Source organism: Rahnella sp. WP5 (assembly GCF_000745615.1).
GTDB lineage: Bacteria > Pseudomonadota > Gammaproteobacteria > Enterobacterales > Enterobacteriaceae > Rahnella > Rahnella aceris.
In genome coordinates this window covers 16,825-33,657 of record NZ_JQJR01000017.1, presented here as the reverse complement: position 1 = coordinate 33,657, position 16,833 = coordinate 16,825, and the positions used below count along the sequence as shown (strand labels likewise).

Annotated in this window: 14 protein-coding genes; 4 read left to right on the top strand and 10 right to left on the bottom strand. The window is 51.8% G+C overall.

Going from position 1 to position 16,833, the window contains the following annotated elements:
- Position 1 precedes the first annotated feature (1 nt).
- The 8 genes from rffA to trxA form a co-directional block, all read right to left on the bottom strand.
- The gene (gene rffA / locus EX31_RS15080) at positions 2–1,132 is read right to left on the bottom strand and encodes a dTDP-4-amino-4,6-dideoxygalactose transaminase (RefSeq protein WP_037035452.1); all 1,131 of its coding nucleotides are present in this window, start codon (positions 1,130–1,132) and stop codon (positions 2–4) included.
- Positions 1,133–1,136: 4 nt separating this feature from the next.
- Positions 1,137–1,871 (bottom strand): dTDP-4-amino-4,6-dideoxy-D-galactose acyltransferase, encoded by a 735-nt coding sequence (rffC, locus tag EX31_RS15075; protein ID WP_051931047.1) that lies wholly within the window; start codon positions 1,869–1,871, stop codon positions 1,137–1,139.
- Positions 1,838–3,100 carry a UDP-N-acetyl-D-mannosamine dehydrogenase gene (wecC, locus tag EX31_RS15070; RefSeq protein WP_037035450.1) on the bottom strand — a complete coding sequence of 421 codons (1,263 nt, stop codon included), beginning with the start codon at positions 3,098–3,100 and terminating at the stop codon, positions 1,838–1,840. Before wecC ends, rffC begins: the two co-directional genes overlap by 34 nt.
- Entirely contained in the window at positions 3,097–4,227 is a 1,131-nt protein-coding gene (gene wecB, locus EX31_RS15065; protein ID WP_037035449.1) for a non-hydrolyzing UDP-N-acetylglucosamine 2-epimerase, read from the bottom strand. Before wecB ends, wecC begins: the two co-directional genes overlap by 4 nt.
- On the bottom strand, positions 4,224–5,276 hold the full coding sequence (gene wzzE, locus EX31_RS15060; protein WP_013577534.1) for an ECA polysaccharide chain length modulation protein: 1,053 nt from the start codon (positions 5,274–5,276) through the stop codon (positions 4,224–4,226). The genes wecB and wzzE overlap by 4 nt, the downstream gene beginning before the upstream one ends.
- Positions 5,277–5,320: 44 nt before the next feature.
- Positions 5,321–6,406: a UDP-N-acetylglucosamine--undecaprenyl-phosphate N-acetylglucosaminephosphotransferase gene (gene wecA / locus EX31_RS15055; protein WP_015690588.1), complete on the bottom strand. Its 1,086-nt coding sequence runs from the start codon at positions 6,404–6,406 to the stop codon at positions 5,321–5,323.
- A gap of 287 nt (positions 6,407–6,693) precedes the next feature.
- Complete coding sequence (gene rho / locus EX31_RS15050; RefSeq protein ID WP_013577536.1) at positions 6,694–7,953, bottom strand: transcription termination factor Rho; 1,260 nt, start codon at positions 7,951–7,953, stop codon at positions 6,694–6,696.
- Between the two features lie 415 nt (positions 7,954–8,368).
- Entirely contained in the window at positions 8,369–8,695 is a 327-nt protein-coding gene (trxA, locus tag EX31_RS15045; RefSeq protein ID WP_013577537.1) for a thioredoxin TrxA, read from the bottom strand.
- A gap of 117 nt (positions 8,696–8,812) precedes the next feature.
- Here trxA and rhlB point away from each other — a divergent pair, with 117 nt between their 5' ends.
- Both rhlB and gppA read left to right on the top strand, forming a co-directional pair.
- Positions 8,813–10,105, top strand: a complete 1,293-nt coding sequence (rhlB, locus tag EX31_RS15040) for an ATP-dependent RNA helicase RhlB (RefSeq protein ID WP_013577538.1) — start codon at positions 8,813–8,815, stop codon at positions 10,103–10,105.
- Between the two features lie 6 nt (positions 10,106–10,111).
- Positions 10,112–11,602: a guanosine-5'-triphosphate,3'-diphosphate diphosphatase gene (gene gppA, locus EX31_RS15035; protein WP_037035447.1), complete on the top strand. Its 1,491-nt coding sequence runs from the start codon at positions 10,112–10,114 to the stop codon at positions 11,600–11,602.
- Positions 11,603–11,679: 77 nt separating this feature from the next.
- Here gppA and rep read toward each other — a convergent pair whose 3' ends face one another.
- Positions 11,680–13,704 (bottom strand): DNA helicase Rep, encoded by a 2,025-nt coding sequence (gene rep, locus EX31_RS15030; RefSeq protein WP_013577540.1) that lies wholly within the window; start codon positions 13,702–13,704, stop codon positions 11,680–11,682.
- Between the two features lie 175 nt (positions 13,705–13,879).
- Between rep and ppiC the strand changes: the two genes are divergently transcribed.
- Positions 13,880–14,161 (top strand): peptidylprolyl isomerase PpiC, encoded by a 282-nt coding sequence (gene ppiC / locus EX31_RS15025; RefSeq protein WP_015690589.1) that lies wholly within the window; start codon positions 13,880–13,882, stop codon positions 14,159–14,161.
- Between the two features lie 89 nt (positions 14,162–14,250).
- On the opposite strand, the gene ilvC is transcribed toward ppiC, so the two are convergent.
- Complete coding sequence (ilvC, locus tag EX31_RS15020; RefSeq protein ID WP_013577542.1) at positions 14,251–15,726, bottom strand: ketol-acid reductoisomerase; 1,476 nt, start codon at positions 15,724–15,726, stop codon at positions 14,251–14,253.
- A 186-nt stretch (positions 15,727–15,912) separates the two neighbouring features.
- Between ilvC and ilvY the strand changes: the two genes are divergently transcribed.
- Entirely contained in the window at positions 15,913–16,794 is an 882-nt protein-coding gene (ilvY, locus tag EX31_RS15015) for an HTH-type transcriptional activator IlvY (RefSeq protein ID WP_037035446.1), read from the top strand.
- The last annotated feature ends 39 nt before the right edge of the window (positions 16,795–16,833 follow it).

The window sequence follows — 16,833 nt, the reverse complement described above, 5'->3', positions numbered from 1 at the left end:
ATCAGGCGAAATATTGCAGCATGGCCGCAATCACGACGCGCTGCGTGTCATCGGTCATGTTGTAAAACAACGGTAAACGCACCAGCCGCTCACTCTCTTTTGTCGTGAAACGATCGACACCCGCGAAACGACCAAAATTTTCGCCCGCCGGACAAGCATGCAGCGGGATGTAATGGAATACGGTGAGAATATCGGCCGCTTTCATGTGACGAATAAAGGCATCGCGGTCGTCGATATCGTTCAGGCGCACATAGAACATATGGGCGTTTTGCACACAATCTTGTGGAACCGAAGGCAACTGAATGCGGCCGGCATCGGCCAGATCCTGCAACGCTTCGTAATACTCATTCCAGATGCTCAGACGGCGCTGGTTAATCTTTTCAGCGGCATCGAGATTTCCCCACAGATACGCGGCCTGTAAATCGGACATCAGATAACTGGAACCGATATCACGCCAGGTGTATTTATCCACCTGACCACGGAAGAACTGGCTGCGGTTAGTGCCTTTTTCGCGAATGATTTCAGCACGGTCAATCAGGGCCGGATCATTAATCAGCGTTGCCCCGCCTTCGCCGCCCGCCGTGTAATTCTTGGTTTCGTGAAAACTGAAACAGCCGATATGACCTATAGTGCCCAGCGCTTTGCCTTTGTAAGTCGACATCACGCCCTGCGCCGCATCTTCCACCACAAACAGATGATGTTTTTCGGCGAGCGCCATAATGGTGTCCATTTCACAGGCCACGCCCGCGTAATGCACCGGGACAATCACTTTCGTTCTTTCCGTGATAGCCGCTTCAATCAGGGTTTCATCAATATTCATGGTATCCGGGCGGACATCCACAAACACGATCTTCGCACCGCGCAAAACGAACGCATTAGCGGTCGAGACAAAGGTGAAGCTCGGCATAATCACTTCGTCACCGGGCTGGATGTCGAGCAATAATGCCGCCATCTCCAGAGAAGCGGTACAGGAAGGCGTCAGCAACACTTTCGGGCAGTTAAAACGTAGTTCAAACCACTTCTGGCAACGCAGGGTGAATCCGCCATCGCCACACAGTTTGCCGCTGTTCATCGCCTCGCGCATGAAATCAATTTCAGTACCCGCAATCGGTGGCGCATTAAAAGGGATCATCGTTTCACCTGTACAACCAGTACGCCGTGCGGATAACTTTGCCACCGCTGGCGAGATAAAGATTTAAGGCCGCGATATTGCCGGTTTGCGTGGCCACATACATTCGCGACACGCCCTGTTCAGCACACCATTTTTTCGCAGCCGCCATTAACTTTTTGCCCGCTCCCTGCCCCTGATATTCAGGTCTGACAGCCAGCAGGCCAATTCTTGCTTCGTCTTGCGAAATACGACGCAAGGTGACAAAACCCAGCGCATTGCCCTGCTCGTCATCGGCCCAAAGGCAAAGATGGTCGAACGTACCCAGCACCGCCTTTTCCGCCCACATCGCATAGAAACGGGCGCTGTCATCAGGCTGATACCAGGGCGCGCGAAAACGGCTGAGATGAAAAGCCTGACGGGCAATCGCGGTCACATCCGCAATATTGTCCGGTACCGCCAGACGCCCGGCCGTCAGCGCGTTATCCTGCGGCGTCACCGTCACGCAAATGTCCGTTTCACCTTCTGCCAGCCGGAAACCCAGCGCCGAAAGCGCATCCAGCGTGTGCGTTTGTGACGCATCCACTTTCGACTGCACCAGCGCATATTGTTCCAGCCTCTGCGGCGTGATTTCACCGGCAGAGGCCTCTGGCGTCAGACGCGCACTGTTGAGCTGGAAGAAATCACTCTCCCATTCGAGCGGGGCGATATTGCCGTGCAAAGGCAGGTTTATCGCCATACGCCTTTGGTATCCACAATCCATGACTGCCGGACCTGATCAGCAGGGATCGCTTTGAACGGCTTGTGATCGACTAACATCACCAGCAGATCGGCTTCTGCCAGCGCGCGATCAAGGGGATGTAACGTCACTTTGTCCGCCAGAGAAGCAGGAAGCTGATGCACATTAGGCTCAACCGCCCAGGTTTCACCTGAATGCCAGTCAGCAATCAGGTGCGTCACTTCCACTGCCGGACTTTCGCGGAGATCGTCAATATTCGGTTTAAACGCCAGACCAAAGCAGGCGATTTTGATGTCGGCCGCACGTTTTCCCGTGGTGGTCAGGCAATCTGCCAGTGCCGCTTTCACGCGCTCCACCACCCAGTGCGGTTTGCTGTCGTTCACTTCACGCGCCGTGCGGATAATTCTTGCCAGCTCAGGGTTTTGCGCAACAATGAACCATGGATCGACCGCAATACAATGCCCGCCCACACCCGGACCCGGCTGCAAAATATTTACCCGTGGATGGCGGTTCGCCAGACTGATCAGTTCCCAGACGTTAATGCCCTGCGCATCGCAAATCAGCGACAATTCATTAGCAAAGGCAATGTTTACGTCGCGGAAACTGTTTTCCGTCAGCTTGCACATTTCGGCAGTACGGGAGTGGGTAATAACACATTCGCCTTCGAGAAAAATGTTATACAAATCGCTGGCACGCCGTGAACAAACTGATGTCATGCCGCCAATCACGCGGTCATTTTTAATCAGTTCAACCATCACCTGCCCTGGCAACACGCGCTCCGGGCAATAGGCAATATTGATATCGGATTGCTCACCGGCCTGCTGAGGGAAGCTCAGGTCAGGGCGGACTTCTGCCAGCCAGGCGGCCATTTGCTCTGTCGCACCCACTGGTGACGTGGATTCCAGAATGATCAGATCGCCTTTTTTCAGAACCGGCGCCAGAGAACGTGCCGCAGATTCGACGAATTTCATATCCGGTAAATGATCGCCCTTAAATGGCGTCGGGACAGCGATCAGGAAAGCATCCGCAGGTTCAGGCTGAGTCACTGCCCGCAAAAATCCCGCATCAACCGCCTGTCTGACCAGAAGGTCGAGATCGGGTTCAACAATGTGGATCGCACCGCGGTTAATCGTCTCCACGGCATGCTGATTGATATCAACACCCACCACCTTTTTCTGGCGTGAGGCAAAAGCGGCGGCGGTTGGCAGACCGATGTAGCCCAGTCCGATAACAGAGATAGTGTTAAAACTCATTGTGATACCCAATGATTTTTCAATGCGTCAAGAATGTGGCGGCAGGCATGCCCGTCGCCGTAAGGATTGTGCGCCCGGCTCATGCTGTTGTATTCGTTTTCATCGTTCAGCAGACGGTTCACTTCCTCGACTATTTTAGCGGGATTTGTACCCACCAGCCGGACTGTTCCGGCATCAACCGCTTCCGGACGTTCTGTGGTTTCACGCATCACCAGCACGGGCTTGCCCAGTGAAGGCGCTTCTTCCTGCACACCACCGGAATCGGTCAGGATCAGATAGGCTTTATCCATCAGGTAAACGAATGGCAGGTAGTCCTGAGGGTCGATCAGCACGATATTGTCGATGCTTTGCAGAATGCGGTTCACCGGCTCGCTGACATTGGGGTTGAGATGCACCGGATAAACAATTTGTACGTCAGGGTGCTTGCACGCAATTTCCGCCAGGGCAGAGCAAATCCGCTCGAAGCCTTCGCCAAAACTTTCACGGCGGTGGCCCGTCACTAAAATCAGCTTTTTGTTCACATCAAGAAATGGATAGTTATCAGCCAGTTGCTGTGCCAGCGAGGCATCGCTATTAAAGCGGTCGCGAACCCAGAGCAGTGCATCAATCACCGTATTTCCAGTGACAAAAATATTCTCTCCGGCAATATTTTCCCGCTGCAAATTGGCACTGGCATTCTCGGTGGGCGCAAAGTGCCATTTCGCCAGATGGCCTGTTAACAGGCGATTACCTTCTTCCGGCCACGGAGAAGACAGATCTCCGGTACGCAGGCCTGCTTCAACGTGCCCGACGGGGATCTGGTGATAAAACGCCGCAAGGCTGGCGGATAACGTCGTGGTGGTATCACCATGAACCAGCACAATGTCAGGCCTGAACTCATCCAGAACAGGCTTAAGCCCGGTCAGGATCCGGCTGGTAATTTCTGTCAGACCCTGCCCTGGTTTCATGATGTTGAGATCATAATCCGGAGTAATTTCAAAGAGGCGCAATACTTGATCGAGCATTTCACGGTGTTGAGCCGTCACACAAACTTTAGATTCAAAAGCCGCATCCTGCGACAAAGCAAGCACCAGCGGGGCCATTTTGATGGCCTCCGGACGAGTGCCGAAAATCGTCAACACTTTCACAATGTGTTTCTCTTATTTTTACGGCGAGTCAGGGCAACACCAGCCCCGATTAAACCACCGACAATGCCCCACATAATCATCAGTAATGCCCGGCGCGGGCTGTCACGTTTTACAGGTTCTTCAGGCGTTCTCAAATAACGATAAGTCTGGAATTTTGCCGTAAGCGTTGGCCCGACGTTGAGGGTCGACAGCATCGCACGGTTCTGATCGTAGTCCAGATCATACCCCGGACCGGATGCTTGCAGTAATTCAAGACGGGCCTTGAGCATGGGCACACCCAGCAGGAACATATCGGAATCCGGTAATTCTTCAGCGGGCGTGTCAGTCACACTTTTATGAATGTTTTGCTGCTGAGCAATCTTCAGTGCCTGCTCAGTATTATGCGTGGTGCGCTTGAAAATAGTCTGAGCAACTTCTTCCTGACGTTTGACCTGCGCTTTCATTGACTGCGTTCGTGCCGCCCACGCACCTTCCAGTTCATCATACAGATGCTGTGCAGCACGCTGGCTGGCAAAATCGACATACTGGCGCAAAAGCTTATTAGCATCAGCCGCGTTTTCCGCAGTGAGTTTCACAATATCGTTCGGCACTTTCGGTACATCACGGGCAGTAAACTGAATGTCATTGATCATTTCATCCAGCAGAACGGCATCAGCACGCGCATCATTTTCCTGACGTTGCTTGTAATAAGGGCTATGCAGCCAGAAATCCCGGCGGGTGTCATAAGCCGCGAGTTGCATGACAAACTCGTTGTAGGCTTCATCAGAAATGGGTGGCCTGCTGGCGTCTGACTGCGGCGCGTTATGCACATCCAAATTACGCAGAAACTGTGCCTGCGAGAAATAGGACGAAAGATTATTGACCGTAGGTCGATCCGTGATCGCCGTGGAACTCCACTCCTGTTTCATCAGGTAAGACGAGCCCAGGGCGATTAAGGCAAAGAGTATCGCCAGACCTGCAATCCAGAATTTTCCGTTCCATAAAGTGCAGCACAACCCACGGATATCAAGCTCGTTCTCAATGGCGTGTTCGTTCTGGTTTCTCATCATTTCTGGTTTATCCACAGCCAGTATGCCCTTGCTTAAAAGAGTGATTATTGATTAGAGGAACGGCGCAAACGTCTTTTAACCCGTTTAATAAACCGCGCCACGCGCCAGGCGTGCTTGATGCAAATGCCGTACACCAGGAAGGCAACGAAGAATAAAGCCAGCATTATCCATTCGGGAACAAAACTCAGATGTTCGCCCACCACGCCAATCCCCGCCAGAATGGCGGCAGCGACGGTAATTAAGACGAAAGCCTGGCGAGAAGTAAAACCTGCACGCATGATCAAATGATGAATGTGCTGACGATCCGCTGAGAACGGGCTCATTCCTTTGCGAAGGCGTCGGTACATGATGGCAACCATGTCCATCAGGGGAATAGCGATAAGCCAAAGTGCCGTCACCGGATTCATCGGATGAGATTCACCTTGCGTACTTTGCAGGAGGATCCAGATGACAGTAAACCCTATCAGCGTGCTGCCAGCGTCACCCATAAAGACTTTGTAACGGGGCCCTAAAACACCCAGATTGAGTAAAATATAGGGGATGATCGCGGCAATCATCGCGAAGCACCAGAACGCGAGTTCCATGTGTCCGCTGTCGTACATGATAATGCCTAACGAGCCAAAGCTGACACAAGACAAGCCACCCAGTAAGCCATCAATACCGTCGACCATGTTGAAGGCATTAATAGCAGCCCAAACGGCAAACAGGGTGACAAGATAGCCAAACGGGCCTAATACCATTTCCCAGGGACCAATCAGATGTCCGAGGCTGCGAAGGGTGAGGTTAGCAAAACTCATCATCGCAACAGCGACCACAGCCTGAACCATCGCCCGGGTTTTGACACTGATATCGAAACGGTCATCCAGACCACCGACTAATACCAGTAGTCCGGCGCAGGCAAGGTAAAGATAGCCATGGGGGATGGTATAACTGGTGATCAGAAAGGCAAAGCAAACGCCAGCAAATACAGAGATCCCACCCACCAGTGGGATCAGTCCCTGGTGACGCTTACGAAAATTTGGCTTATCAACAAGTCCGATTTTATTCGCTACCTTCCGGGCAACGAATAAAAAGAGGAATGAAAATACGAAAACAACAGCTAGCTCAGTACTCATATTGAGTAAATTCACAGTTAAGAATTCTCTTCTGCAAAAATAAGGTGTGTGGAGTCGAAAGCATCATAAACCTCACAGCCTTAAATCATATCCTATGGTGGCAGTTATGGTTTTGTCTCGGGCAAGACCTTATCTGCTGCCATTTCTTGGGCAATCAACCGACAAAGTAAAGAAAGGGCACGTGGAAAACCATCAGCTATTATCCGAATAGTCTGACAATCTTCCCAAAGTAGCATTATGGTAGCCACCAAAAGCAAAAAACGCCACGACTGTGCGTGGCGTTGATCTGACGTTACACCAAATTACGAACGTTTCATCATGTCGAAGAAGTCGTCATTTGTCTTAGTCATTGCAAGCTTGTTGATGAGGAATTCCATCGCATCAATCTCACCCATCGGATGAATGATTTTACGCAGGATCCACATTTTTTGCAGTTCTTCAGAAGTGGTCAACAGCTCTTCTTTACGGGTACCAGAGCGGTTGTAGTCGATGGCAGGGAATACACGTTTTTCAGCGATTTTACGCGCCAGATGTAATTCCATGTTACCGGTACCTTTAAATTCTTCATAGATAACTTCATCCATTTTAGAACCGGTATCGACCAGCGCAGTAGCGATGATGGTCAGGCTGCCGCCCTCTTCCACGTTACGCGCAGCACCGAAGAAACGTTTTGGACGGTGCAAGGCGTTGGCGTCCACACCACCGGTCAGTACCTTGCCTGAAGCTGGTACCACGGTATTGTAAGCACGTGCCAGGCGGGTAATGGAGTCCAGCAGAATGATCACATCTTTCTTATGCTCAACCAGACGCTTCGCCTTCTCGATCACCATTTCGGCGACCTGAACGTGTCGGGATGCCGGTTCGTCAAAGGTGGAAGCGATAACTTCGCCTTTCACCAGACGCTGCATCTCGGTCACTTCTTCCGGACGTTCGTCAATCAGCAGAACCATCAGTACGCAATCAGGGTGGTTATACGCAATGCTGGTCGCGATGTTTTGCAGCAGCATGGTTTTACCGGCTTTCGGCGGCGCAACAATCAGACCACGTTGGCCACGACCAATTGGAGACGCTAAGTCCAGTACGCGAGCGGTCAAATCTTCTGTTGAACCGTTACCCCGTTCCATACGCAGACGTGAATTTGCATGCAGAGGGGTTAAGTTTTCAAACAGGATTTTACTGCGGGCGTTTTCTGGTTTGTCGTAGTTAACTTCGTTAACTTTCAACAGGGCAAAATAACGTTCACCTTCTTTAGGTGGACGGATTTTACCGGAAATGGTGTCGCCAGTACGAAGGTTGAAGCGGCGGATTTGGCTTGGAGATACGTAGATGTCGTCGGGGCCTGCGAGGTAGGAACTGTCTCCGGAGCGGAGGAAACCAAATCCATCCTGCAATATCTCCAGTACGCCATCACCGAAGATGTCTTCTCCGCTTTTCGCATGCTGCTTCAATATTGAAAAGATAATGTCTTGCTTGCGCATGCGGGCCTGGTTTTCCAGTCCCATATTTTCGCCGAGTGCAATCAGGTCAGAGACCGGCGTATTCTTTAATTCGGTAAGATTCATAATGGTGGGTTCTTAAACTCGGGGTATGTCTCGAACATCTGTCGTGAATGGGTATGGCAGGGTCATCCATGCCTGTTTATTGTATGACACTTAAATAACAGCCCGGAAATCCAGCCGCAGGTAGTCGCTCGCGGGCGATTCTTGAGGGATAGTGCTGATATTGAAGGTGTCTTAAAGCCGATTTTGTCAAAACCGTTAGATGGTCAAGCACAGTGCCAGTTCAATTTAATTATTATTCAAAGAAACTTTATAGGCAGATGTTTTTGACACAACAGAGTAAAACGTAAGAATCAAACTACAGGTAAGCTCTATTTGCAGTAAGCGTAAACTTAGCACGCTTCTTGACAGGCGTCTAGCGGACAATGTGAAAAACACGACAGCCCGCTAAACACCTGGCTTGGGTCATCCCGACCGATTACAGATTAGCTGTTAAGAACTCTTTCAGCTGACCTTTCGACAGTGCGCCAACTTTAGTTGCTGCGACTTCGCCGCCTTTAAATAACAGCAGGGTAGGAATACCACGGATGCCGTATTTAGGTGCAGTACCTGGGTTTTCGTCGATATTCAGTTTCGCGATGGTCAGCTTGCCTTCGAACTCAGTGGCAATTTCATCCAGAATTGGAGCGATCATCTTACATGGTCCGCACCACTCTGCCCAAAAATCGACCAGCACCAGCCCTTCGGCTTTCAATACGTCGTTGTCGAAACTGTCATCGGTCAGGTGAATAATTTTATCGCTCATGTTTACTCCAAAGGATTATCTTTACCTTGTTGATGTAGCATTAACCAACATCAGGTTGACTTTATTTCACCGGATACGCTTTCGTAAAGCAATAGTTAGCTGATATTCTACCACACTATGAGCAAAACACACTTGACCGAACAGAAGTTTTCCGACTTCGCCCTGCACCCGCTGGCAGTAGAAGCCCTTGAAAAGAAAGGGTTCCATTACTGTACTCCTATTCAGGCATTGGCATTGCCAATCACGCTCGCTGGGCGTGATGTTGCAGGTCAGGCGCAAACCGGTACCGGCAAGACGCTGGCTTTTTTAGCGTCTACTTTCCATTATCTGCTTTCTCACCCTGCTGCGGAAGGTCGTCAGACTAACCAGCCGCGTGCCTTGATCATGGCACCTACGCGTGAACTCGCGGTGCAGATTCACTCCGACGCCGAAGCATTATCTGAATCTACCGGGCTGAAATTAGGTCTGGCGTATGGCGGCGACGGTTACGACAAACAGCTTAAAGTGCTGGAAAGCGGCGTGGACATCCTGATCGGAACCACCGGCCGTTTAATCGATTACACTAAACAGAACCACATCGACCTGGGCGCGATCCAGGTGGTGGTACTGGATGAAGCAGACCGTATGTTCGATCTGGGCTTCATCAAAGATATCCGCTGGTTGTTCCGCCGGATGCCTCCTGCTAATCAACGCCTGAACATGCTGTTCTCAGCAACGCTTTCCTATCGTGTGAAAGAACTGGCGTTCGAAAACATGAATAATGCCGAGTCGATTGAGATCGAACCGGAACAAAAAACGGGCCACCGTATTCAGGAAGAGCTGTTCTATCCTTCAAATGAAGAAAAAATGCGTCTGTTACAGACGCTGATTGAAGAGGAATGGCCGGATCGTTGCATTATTTTTGCAAACACCAAACACCGTTGTGAAGATGTCTGGGGCCATCTGGCTGCCGACGGACACCGCGTCGGTTTGCTGACCGGTGACGTCCCGCAGAAAAAACGCCTTCGCGTTCTGGAAGACTTCACTAAAGGCACGCTGGATATTCTGGTTGCGACCGACGTTGCTGCCCGTGGTTTGCACATTCCTGCCGTGACACACGTCTTTAACTATGACTTGCCTGACGACTGTGAAGACTACGTGCATCGCATTGGTCGTACCGGCCGTGCGGGTCTGAGTGGTCATTCCATCAGCCTGGCGTGTGAAGAATATGCCCTGAATCTGCCAGCGATAGAAACCTATACCGGCCACAGCATTCCGGTGAGTAAATACAACAGCGATGCGCTGTTAACTGATTTGCCTCCTGCAAAACGTCTTGCCCGCTCGCGCACCGGTAACGGCCCGCGCCGCAACAGTAATTCGTCTTCACGTCGCAGCAGTGCACCACGTAGCAACCGTAAACGTCCGGGCTGATAACCTATGTTAAGTTCCACCTCACTGTATGCAGCGATTGATCTGGGCTCTAACAGCTTTCACATGCTGGTTGTTCGTGAGGTGGCAGGCAGTATCCAGACCCTCGCCAGAATTAAGCGCAAAGTGCGTCTGGCAGCCGGTCTGGATAAACAAAACCTGCTTTCTCAGGAAGCGATGCAGCGTGGCTGGCAATGCCTGAAACTATTTTCTGAAAGATTGCAGGATATCCCGCGCGACCAAATTCGTGTGGTTGCCACCGCAACGCTGCGTCTTGCCAGCAATGCCGATGAGTTTCTGGGTAAAGCTCAGGCAATTCTCGGTTGCCCGATTCAGGTCATTACCGGTGAAGAAGAAGCACGTCTGATTTATCACGGCGTTGCTCACACCACGGGCGGGCCAGATAAACGTCTGGTGGTTGATATTGGTGGTGGCAGCACCGAACTGGTGACCGGCATTGGGGCTCAGGCCACCACGCTTTATAGCCTTTCGATGGGCTGCGTCACCTGGCTCGAGCAGTATTTTGCAGATCGAAATCTGGCAAAAGAAAACTTTGATCAGGCTGAACAGGCTGCGACCGACATGATCCTTCCTGTGGCACCTGAGCTGATTGCCAATGGCTGGCAGATTTGTGTCGGCGCTTCAGGTACCGTGCAAGCCTTGCAGGAAATCATGGTCGCTCAAGGCATGGATGAACGCATCACTCTGCCTAAACTTCAGCAGCTCAAACAGCGCGCCATTCTGTGCGGCAAGCTGGAAGAACTGGAGATTGAAGGTCTGACCCTTGAACGTGCGCTGGTTTTCCCGAGCGGACTGTCTATTCTGATCGCCATTTTCAAAACGCTGAACATCGAAATGATGACACTGGCGGGTGGTGCACTGCGTGAAGGTCTGGTTTACGGCATGCTGCATTTGCCGATCGAGCAAGATATCCGTCAGCGTACGCTGCGTAATCTGCAACGCCGTTATCTGCTGGATAACGAGCAGGCCGAGCGTGTGGCGCAACTGGCTGAGAACTTTTCGCTGCAGGTGGCTCAGGAATGGAAGCTGGATGCCCGTGCCCGTGAACTGCTCAACAGTGCCTGCCTGATCCACGAAATTGGGCTGAGTGTCGATTTCAAGAAAGCACCGCATCACGCAGCCTATCTGATCCGTCATCTGGATTTACCGGGTTTCACGCCGGCGCAGAAAAAACTGCTGGCGACGTTACTGCAAAACCAGAACAACATGCTCGATTTACCGTTGCTCAATGAGCAAAACGCCGTGCCGCCGCGTCAGGCACAACGTCTTTGTCGTATTCTGCGCCTGGCGATCATATTTGCCAGCCGTCGTCGCGACGACACACTGCCTGCTGTGCGTTTACGTGCTAATGATGATGAACTGAGTGTGATTGTGCCACAGGGCTGGCTGGAACAGCATCCTTTGCGCGCTGAAGAATTAGAGCAGGAAAGCCACTGGCAAAGTTATGTCCACTGGCCGCTGTTTGTCGAAGAACAGTGATGAGCAGTTGTAAAACGTTAGAAAAGCAGAGACCTGATTCATCAGCCTCTGCTTTTTTAATGGCTCATGCTTAATGGCTAATTGCCGCCTTTCGCTTTCGCCAGTTGCTCGCGAATTTTCTCCAGATGGCTTTGCCCTTTCACCATGCGTTCCTGCGCACTTACCACTTTACGTTCGCTTTCCCAGGCCAGGTCATCCTGTGGTAATTCCAGCAGGAAGCGGCTCGGTTCCGGACGGATCAGTTCGCCGTACTGACGGCGTTCGCGACAGAGTGTAAACGTCAGCTCTTTTTGTGCCCGGGTAATCCCCACATAAGCCAGACGCCGCTCTTCATCCACGTTGTCTTCATCGATACTGCTCTGATGCGGCAGCAAACCTTCTTCCATACCGACCAGATACACATACGGGAACTCCAGCCCTTTCGAAGCATGCAGCGTCATCAGCTGAACCTGGTCCAGCTCTTCGTCGTTCTCACCGCGTTCCATCATGTCACGCAGCGTGAAGCGGGTGACCACCTGCGTGAGCGTCATTGGCTCATCCAGATCGGTACCCTCAAGCATTTCCGTCATCCAGCTGAACAGCTGATTAACGTTTTTCATGCGCATTTCAGCCGCTTTCGGGCTTGGCGAGGTTTCAAACAGCCAGCTTTCATAGTCAACGCCGTGGATCAAATCCCGGACAGCCGCAACCGGCTCACGTTCGGCCAGCTCAGAGATATTGCCCATCCAGTGCGTGAAACGTTGCAGGGATTCCAGCCCGCGTCCGGTCAGAGACTGGCTCAGTCCCATATCAAAACTGGCTTTGAACAGCCCTTTGTTGCGCTGATTGGCCCACTCCCCCAGTTTCTGCAGGGTGGCCGCGCCGATTTCACGACGTGGCGTGTTAACGATGCGCAGGAATGCGCTGTCGTCGTCCGGATTGGTCAGCACACGCAAATAGGCCAGCAGGTCTTTAATCTCCGGTCGGGAGAAGAAGGACGTGCCGCCGGAAATCCGGTACGGGATGCGGTTTTGCATCAGCATTTTTTCAAACAAACGCGACTGGTGGTTACCACGGTACAAAATCGCGTAATCGCCATAAGCGGTTTTGTTGATGAAATGATGAGCAATTAGCTCACCGACCACCCGCTCGGATTCATGATCTTCATTATTCGCCGTCACGACCTTCAGCGTTTCGCCATAAGCCAGTTCAGAGAACAAGCGCTTCTCGAACACATGCGGATTATTGGCAATCAGAATATTGGCAGCTTTCAGAATACGCTGGGTGGAACGGTAATTTTGCTCAAGTTTGATGACCTGTAACTGCGGGAAGTCTTCTTTCAGCAGCACCAGGTTTTGCGGTCGTGCGCCGCGCCAGGAGTAAATCGACTGGTCATCGTCACCAACAACGGTGAAACGTGCGCGGTTGCCGACCAGCAATTTCACCATCATGTACTGGCTGGTGTTAGTGTCCTGATATTCATCGACCAGCAGATAACGCAACTTGTTCTGCCAGCGTTCACGCACTTCTTCATTACTTTGCAGCAGTAACGTAGGCAACAGGATCAGGTCATCGAAGTCGAGAATATTACACGCGCGCATATGATCGTGGTAAAGGCTGTAGCAGTGCGCAAAGATTTGATCACGTTCAGATCGCGCCAGCCCGGCGGCATGCGAAGGATCAACCAGATCGTTTTTCCAGTTGGAGATCGTGGAAACCAGCTGCTGCAATAATGTTTTATCGTTCTCCAGCCATTTTTCGCTCAGCTCTTTCAGCAGCGCCAGCTGGTCCTGATCATCAAATAAAGAGAAGTTAGATTTCATCCCCAGGGCAGCAAATTCGCGTTTGATGATTTCCAGCCCGAGCGTGTGGAACGTTGCAATCAGCAAGCCCCGCGCTTCTTTGCGACCGAGGGTTTGTGCAACACGCTCTTTCATTTCACGCGCGGCTTTATTGGTAAAGGTGACAGCCGCAATGTGACGTGCCTGATAGCCACATTCACGGATCAGGTGTGCGATTTTATTGGTAATTACACGGGTTTTACCGGAGCCAGCCCCCGCCAGAACCAGGCAGGGTCCGGTGACGAATTCGACGGCGTGTTGTTGGCTGGGGTTTAATCGCATGGCGTATTTTTGCTCACCTGATAGACAAGGACGGCGATTGTAGCAGAAACATCGCCTGAGATTGACAGGCTTTAAGGCGCAATTTGTGATGTATGGAATGCAGGCCGGATTCCCCCCGCAGTGTTTCAGATGTTACATTACGCCTCTGGAAACACTCTCGCAAAAAGGTCTTATCATGGCAAAAACTGCCGCAGCAATGCATATCCTGGTAAAGGAAGAAGCACAGGCACTTGATCTTCTGGAACAACTGAAGAACGGTGGCGATTTTGAGAAACTGGCTAAAAAACATTCCACCTGTCCGTCAGGCAAGAAAGGCGGCCATTTAGGTGAATTCAAGCAAGGCGCAATGGTGCCAGCTTTCGATAAAGTGGTTTTCTCTGCGCCGCTGATCGAGCCACAGGGCCCGCTGCACACTCAGTTCGGTTACCACATCATTAAGATTTTGTACCGCAACTAAGTTCTGCCTCAGGCAGAACCAAAAGAAAGGGCACCGCATTTTCATGCAGTGCCCTTTTTATTTCTATTTCATACCTGAGGGTTAATGAATTAACTCGCTACAGCAATGCGTTTCATGTCGGTCATATAGCCACGCAGGGTGCGGCCGATGGACTCAATCGGGTGATTGCGAATCGCTTCGTTAACATCGCGCAGCTGCGCGTTATCAACCTGAGTTTCGGCAACTGATTTGCCCAAATCGCCTGCCTGCAGAGTGGTCATGAACTCTTTCAGCAACGGTACAGCAGCGTTAGCGAACAGGTAGTTACCGTATTCAGCCGTATCGGAGATTACCACGTTCATTTCGTACAGACGCTTACGTGCAACGGTGTTGGCGATCAGCGGCAGTTCGTGCAGTGATTCGTAGTAAGCAGATTCTTCGATGATGCCGGAAGCTACCATGGTTTCGAAAGCCAGCTCAACACCTGCTTTCACCATCGCAATCATCACAACACCGTGGTCGAAGTATTCCTGCTCGGAGATTTTACCTTCGAACTGTGGCGCGTTTTCGAATGCGGTTGCGCCCGTCTCTTCACGCCACGTCAGCAGTTTCTTATCGTCGTTCGCCCAGTCAGCCATCATGCCGCTGGAGAATTCGCCAGAGATGATGTCGTCCATGTGTTTCTGGAACAGCGGCGCCATGATCTCTTTCAGTTGTTCAGACAGCGCATAAGCACGCAGTTTCGCCGGGTTAGACAGACGGTCCATCATCAGCGTGATGCCGCCTTGTTTCAGCGCTTCGGTGATGGTTTCCCAGCCGAACTGCAGCAGTTTTTCTGCGTAAGCTTCATCAACGCCGTCAGCAACCAGTTTGTCGAAGCACAGCAGAGAACCCGCCTGCAACATGCCGCACAGGATAGTCTGCTCGCCCATCAGGTCAGATTTCACTTCGGCAACGAAGGAAGATTGCAGAACACCTGCACGATGGCCGCCGGTTGCTGCTGCCCAGGCTTTAGCGATCGCCATGCCTTCGCCTTTCGGGTCGTTTTCCGGGTGAACGGCGATCAGTGTTGGTACACCGAAACCACGTTTGTATTCTTCACGCACTTCGGTACCCGGGCATTTCGGCGCAACCATCACCACGGTGATGTCTTTACGGATTTGCTCGCCCACTTCAACGATGTTGAAACCGTGGGAATAGCCCAGTGTTGCGCCGTCTTTCATCAGAGGCTGAACCGCTTTTACTACTGCGCTGTGCTGTTTGTCTGGTGTCAGGTTGATAACCAGATCTGCCTGCGGGATCAGTTCTTCGTAAGTACCGACTTTAAAGCCGTTTTCGGTCGCTTTACGCCATGAAGCACGCTTCTCAGCAATCGCTTCTGCACGCAGGGTGTAGGACACATCCAGACCGGAATCACGCATGTTCAGCCCCTGGTTCAGGCCCTGTGCGCCACAGCCTACAATCACCACTTTTTTACCTTTGAGGTAGCTGGCTTCGTCCGCGAATTCATCGCGACCCATAAAGCGGCATTTGCCCAGTTGTGCCAGCTGCTGACGCAGGTTCAGTGTGTTGAAATAGTTAGCCATGTCTTGCTCCGTTCTATCGAGGTAAGTGCTGTTATTTTTTGTTTCACCGGTGAGCCGGTGAACGCCGTGAATTCACTATATGTCATGTGACACATTGCTTAAATTGATATATTACGAAGATGACGTTGCAAATTATGCAATATACTTAGCCTGTCATCTGTGAAACCAAAGAGCCGGATATTCTTTATGGACTTACGTGATCTGAAACTGTTTTTACATCTGGCGGAAAGTCGCCATTTTGGCCGTTCGTCGAAGGCGATGCATGTCAGCCCATCCACGTTGTCACGCCAGATCCAGCGGCTGGAAGAAGAACTCGGCCAGCCGTTATTTCAGCGTGATAACCGCACCGTGCAACTGACCAGTGCCGGTGAACAACTCAAAAACTTTGCCCAGCAGACGCTGCTGCATTACCAGCAACTGCGCAGCGGGCTGGATCAGCATGGCCCGACGCTGAGCGGCGAACTGCACCTGTTCTGCTCGGTGACGGCCGCCTACAGCCATTTGCCGCCAATCCTTGACCGCTTCCGTGCGCAGCATCCGCTGGTCGAAATCAAACTCACCACCGGCGACGCTGCGGATGCGGTTGAAAAAGTCCAGTCCACCGAAGCGGATCTGGCGATTGCCGGACGTCCGGAAAGTTTGCCGGGCAGCGTCGATTTCACGCAGATCGGCGAAATCCCGATGATCCTGATTTCTCCTTCCCTGCCCTGCGCCGTCCGCACCCAGGTCAGTGAGCCGCATCCGGACTGGTCACAAATTCCGTTCATCCTGCCGGAACATGGCCCGGCGCGAAAACGCATTGACGCCTGGTTCAAACGCAACCGCCTGAGCAATCCGCTGATTTATGCCACGGTATCCGGCCACGAAGCCATTGTATCGATGGTCGCGCTCGGCTGCGGCATCGCGCTGATCCCGTCCGTAGTGGTCGATAACAGCCCGGAACCGGTGCGCAACCGTATTTCCATTCTGGATAACATCACGCTCGGCGCGCCGCTGGAACTGGGCGTCTGCGTGCAAAGAAAACGCCTTAGCGAGCCACTGATCGACGCGTTCTGGCAGTTGCTCTGAACGTTTACAGAATAAAAAAGGGGCACTTTTCAGATGCCC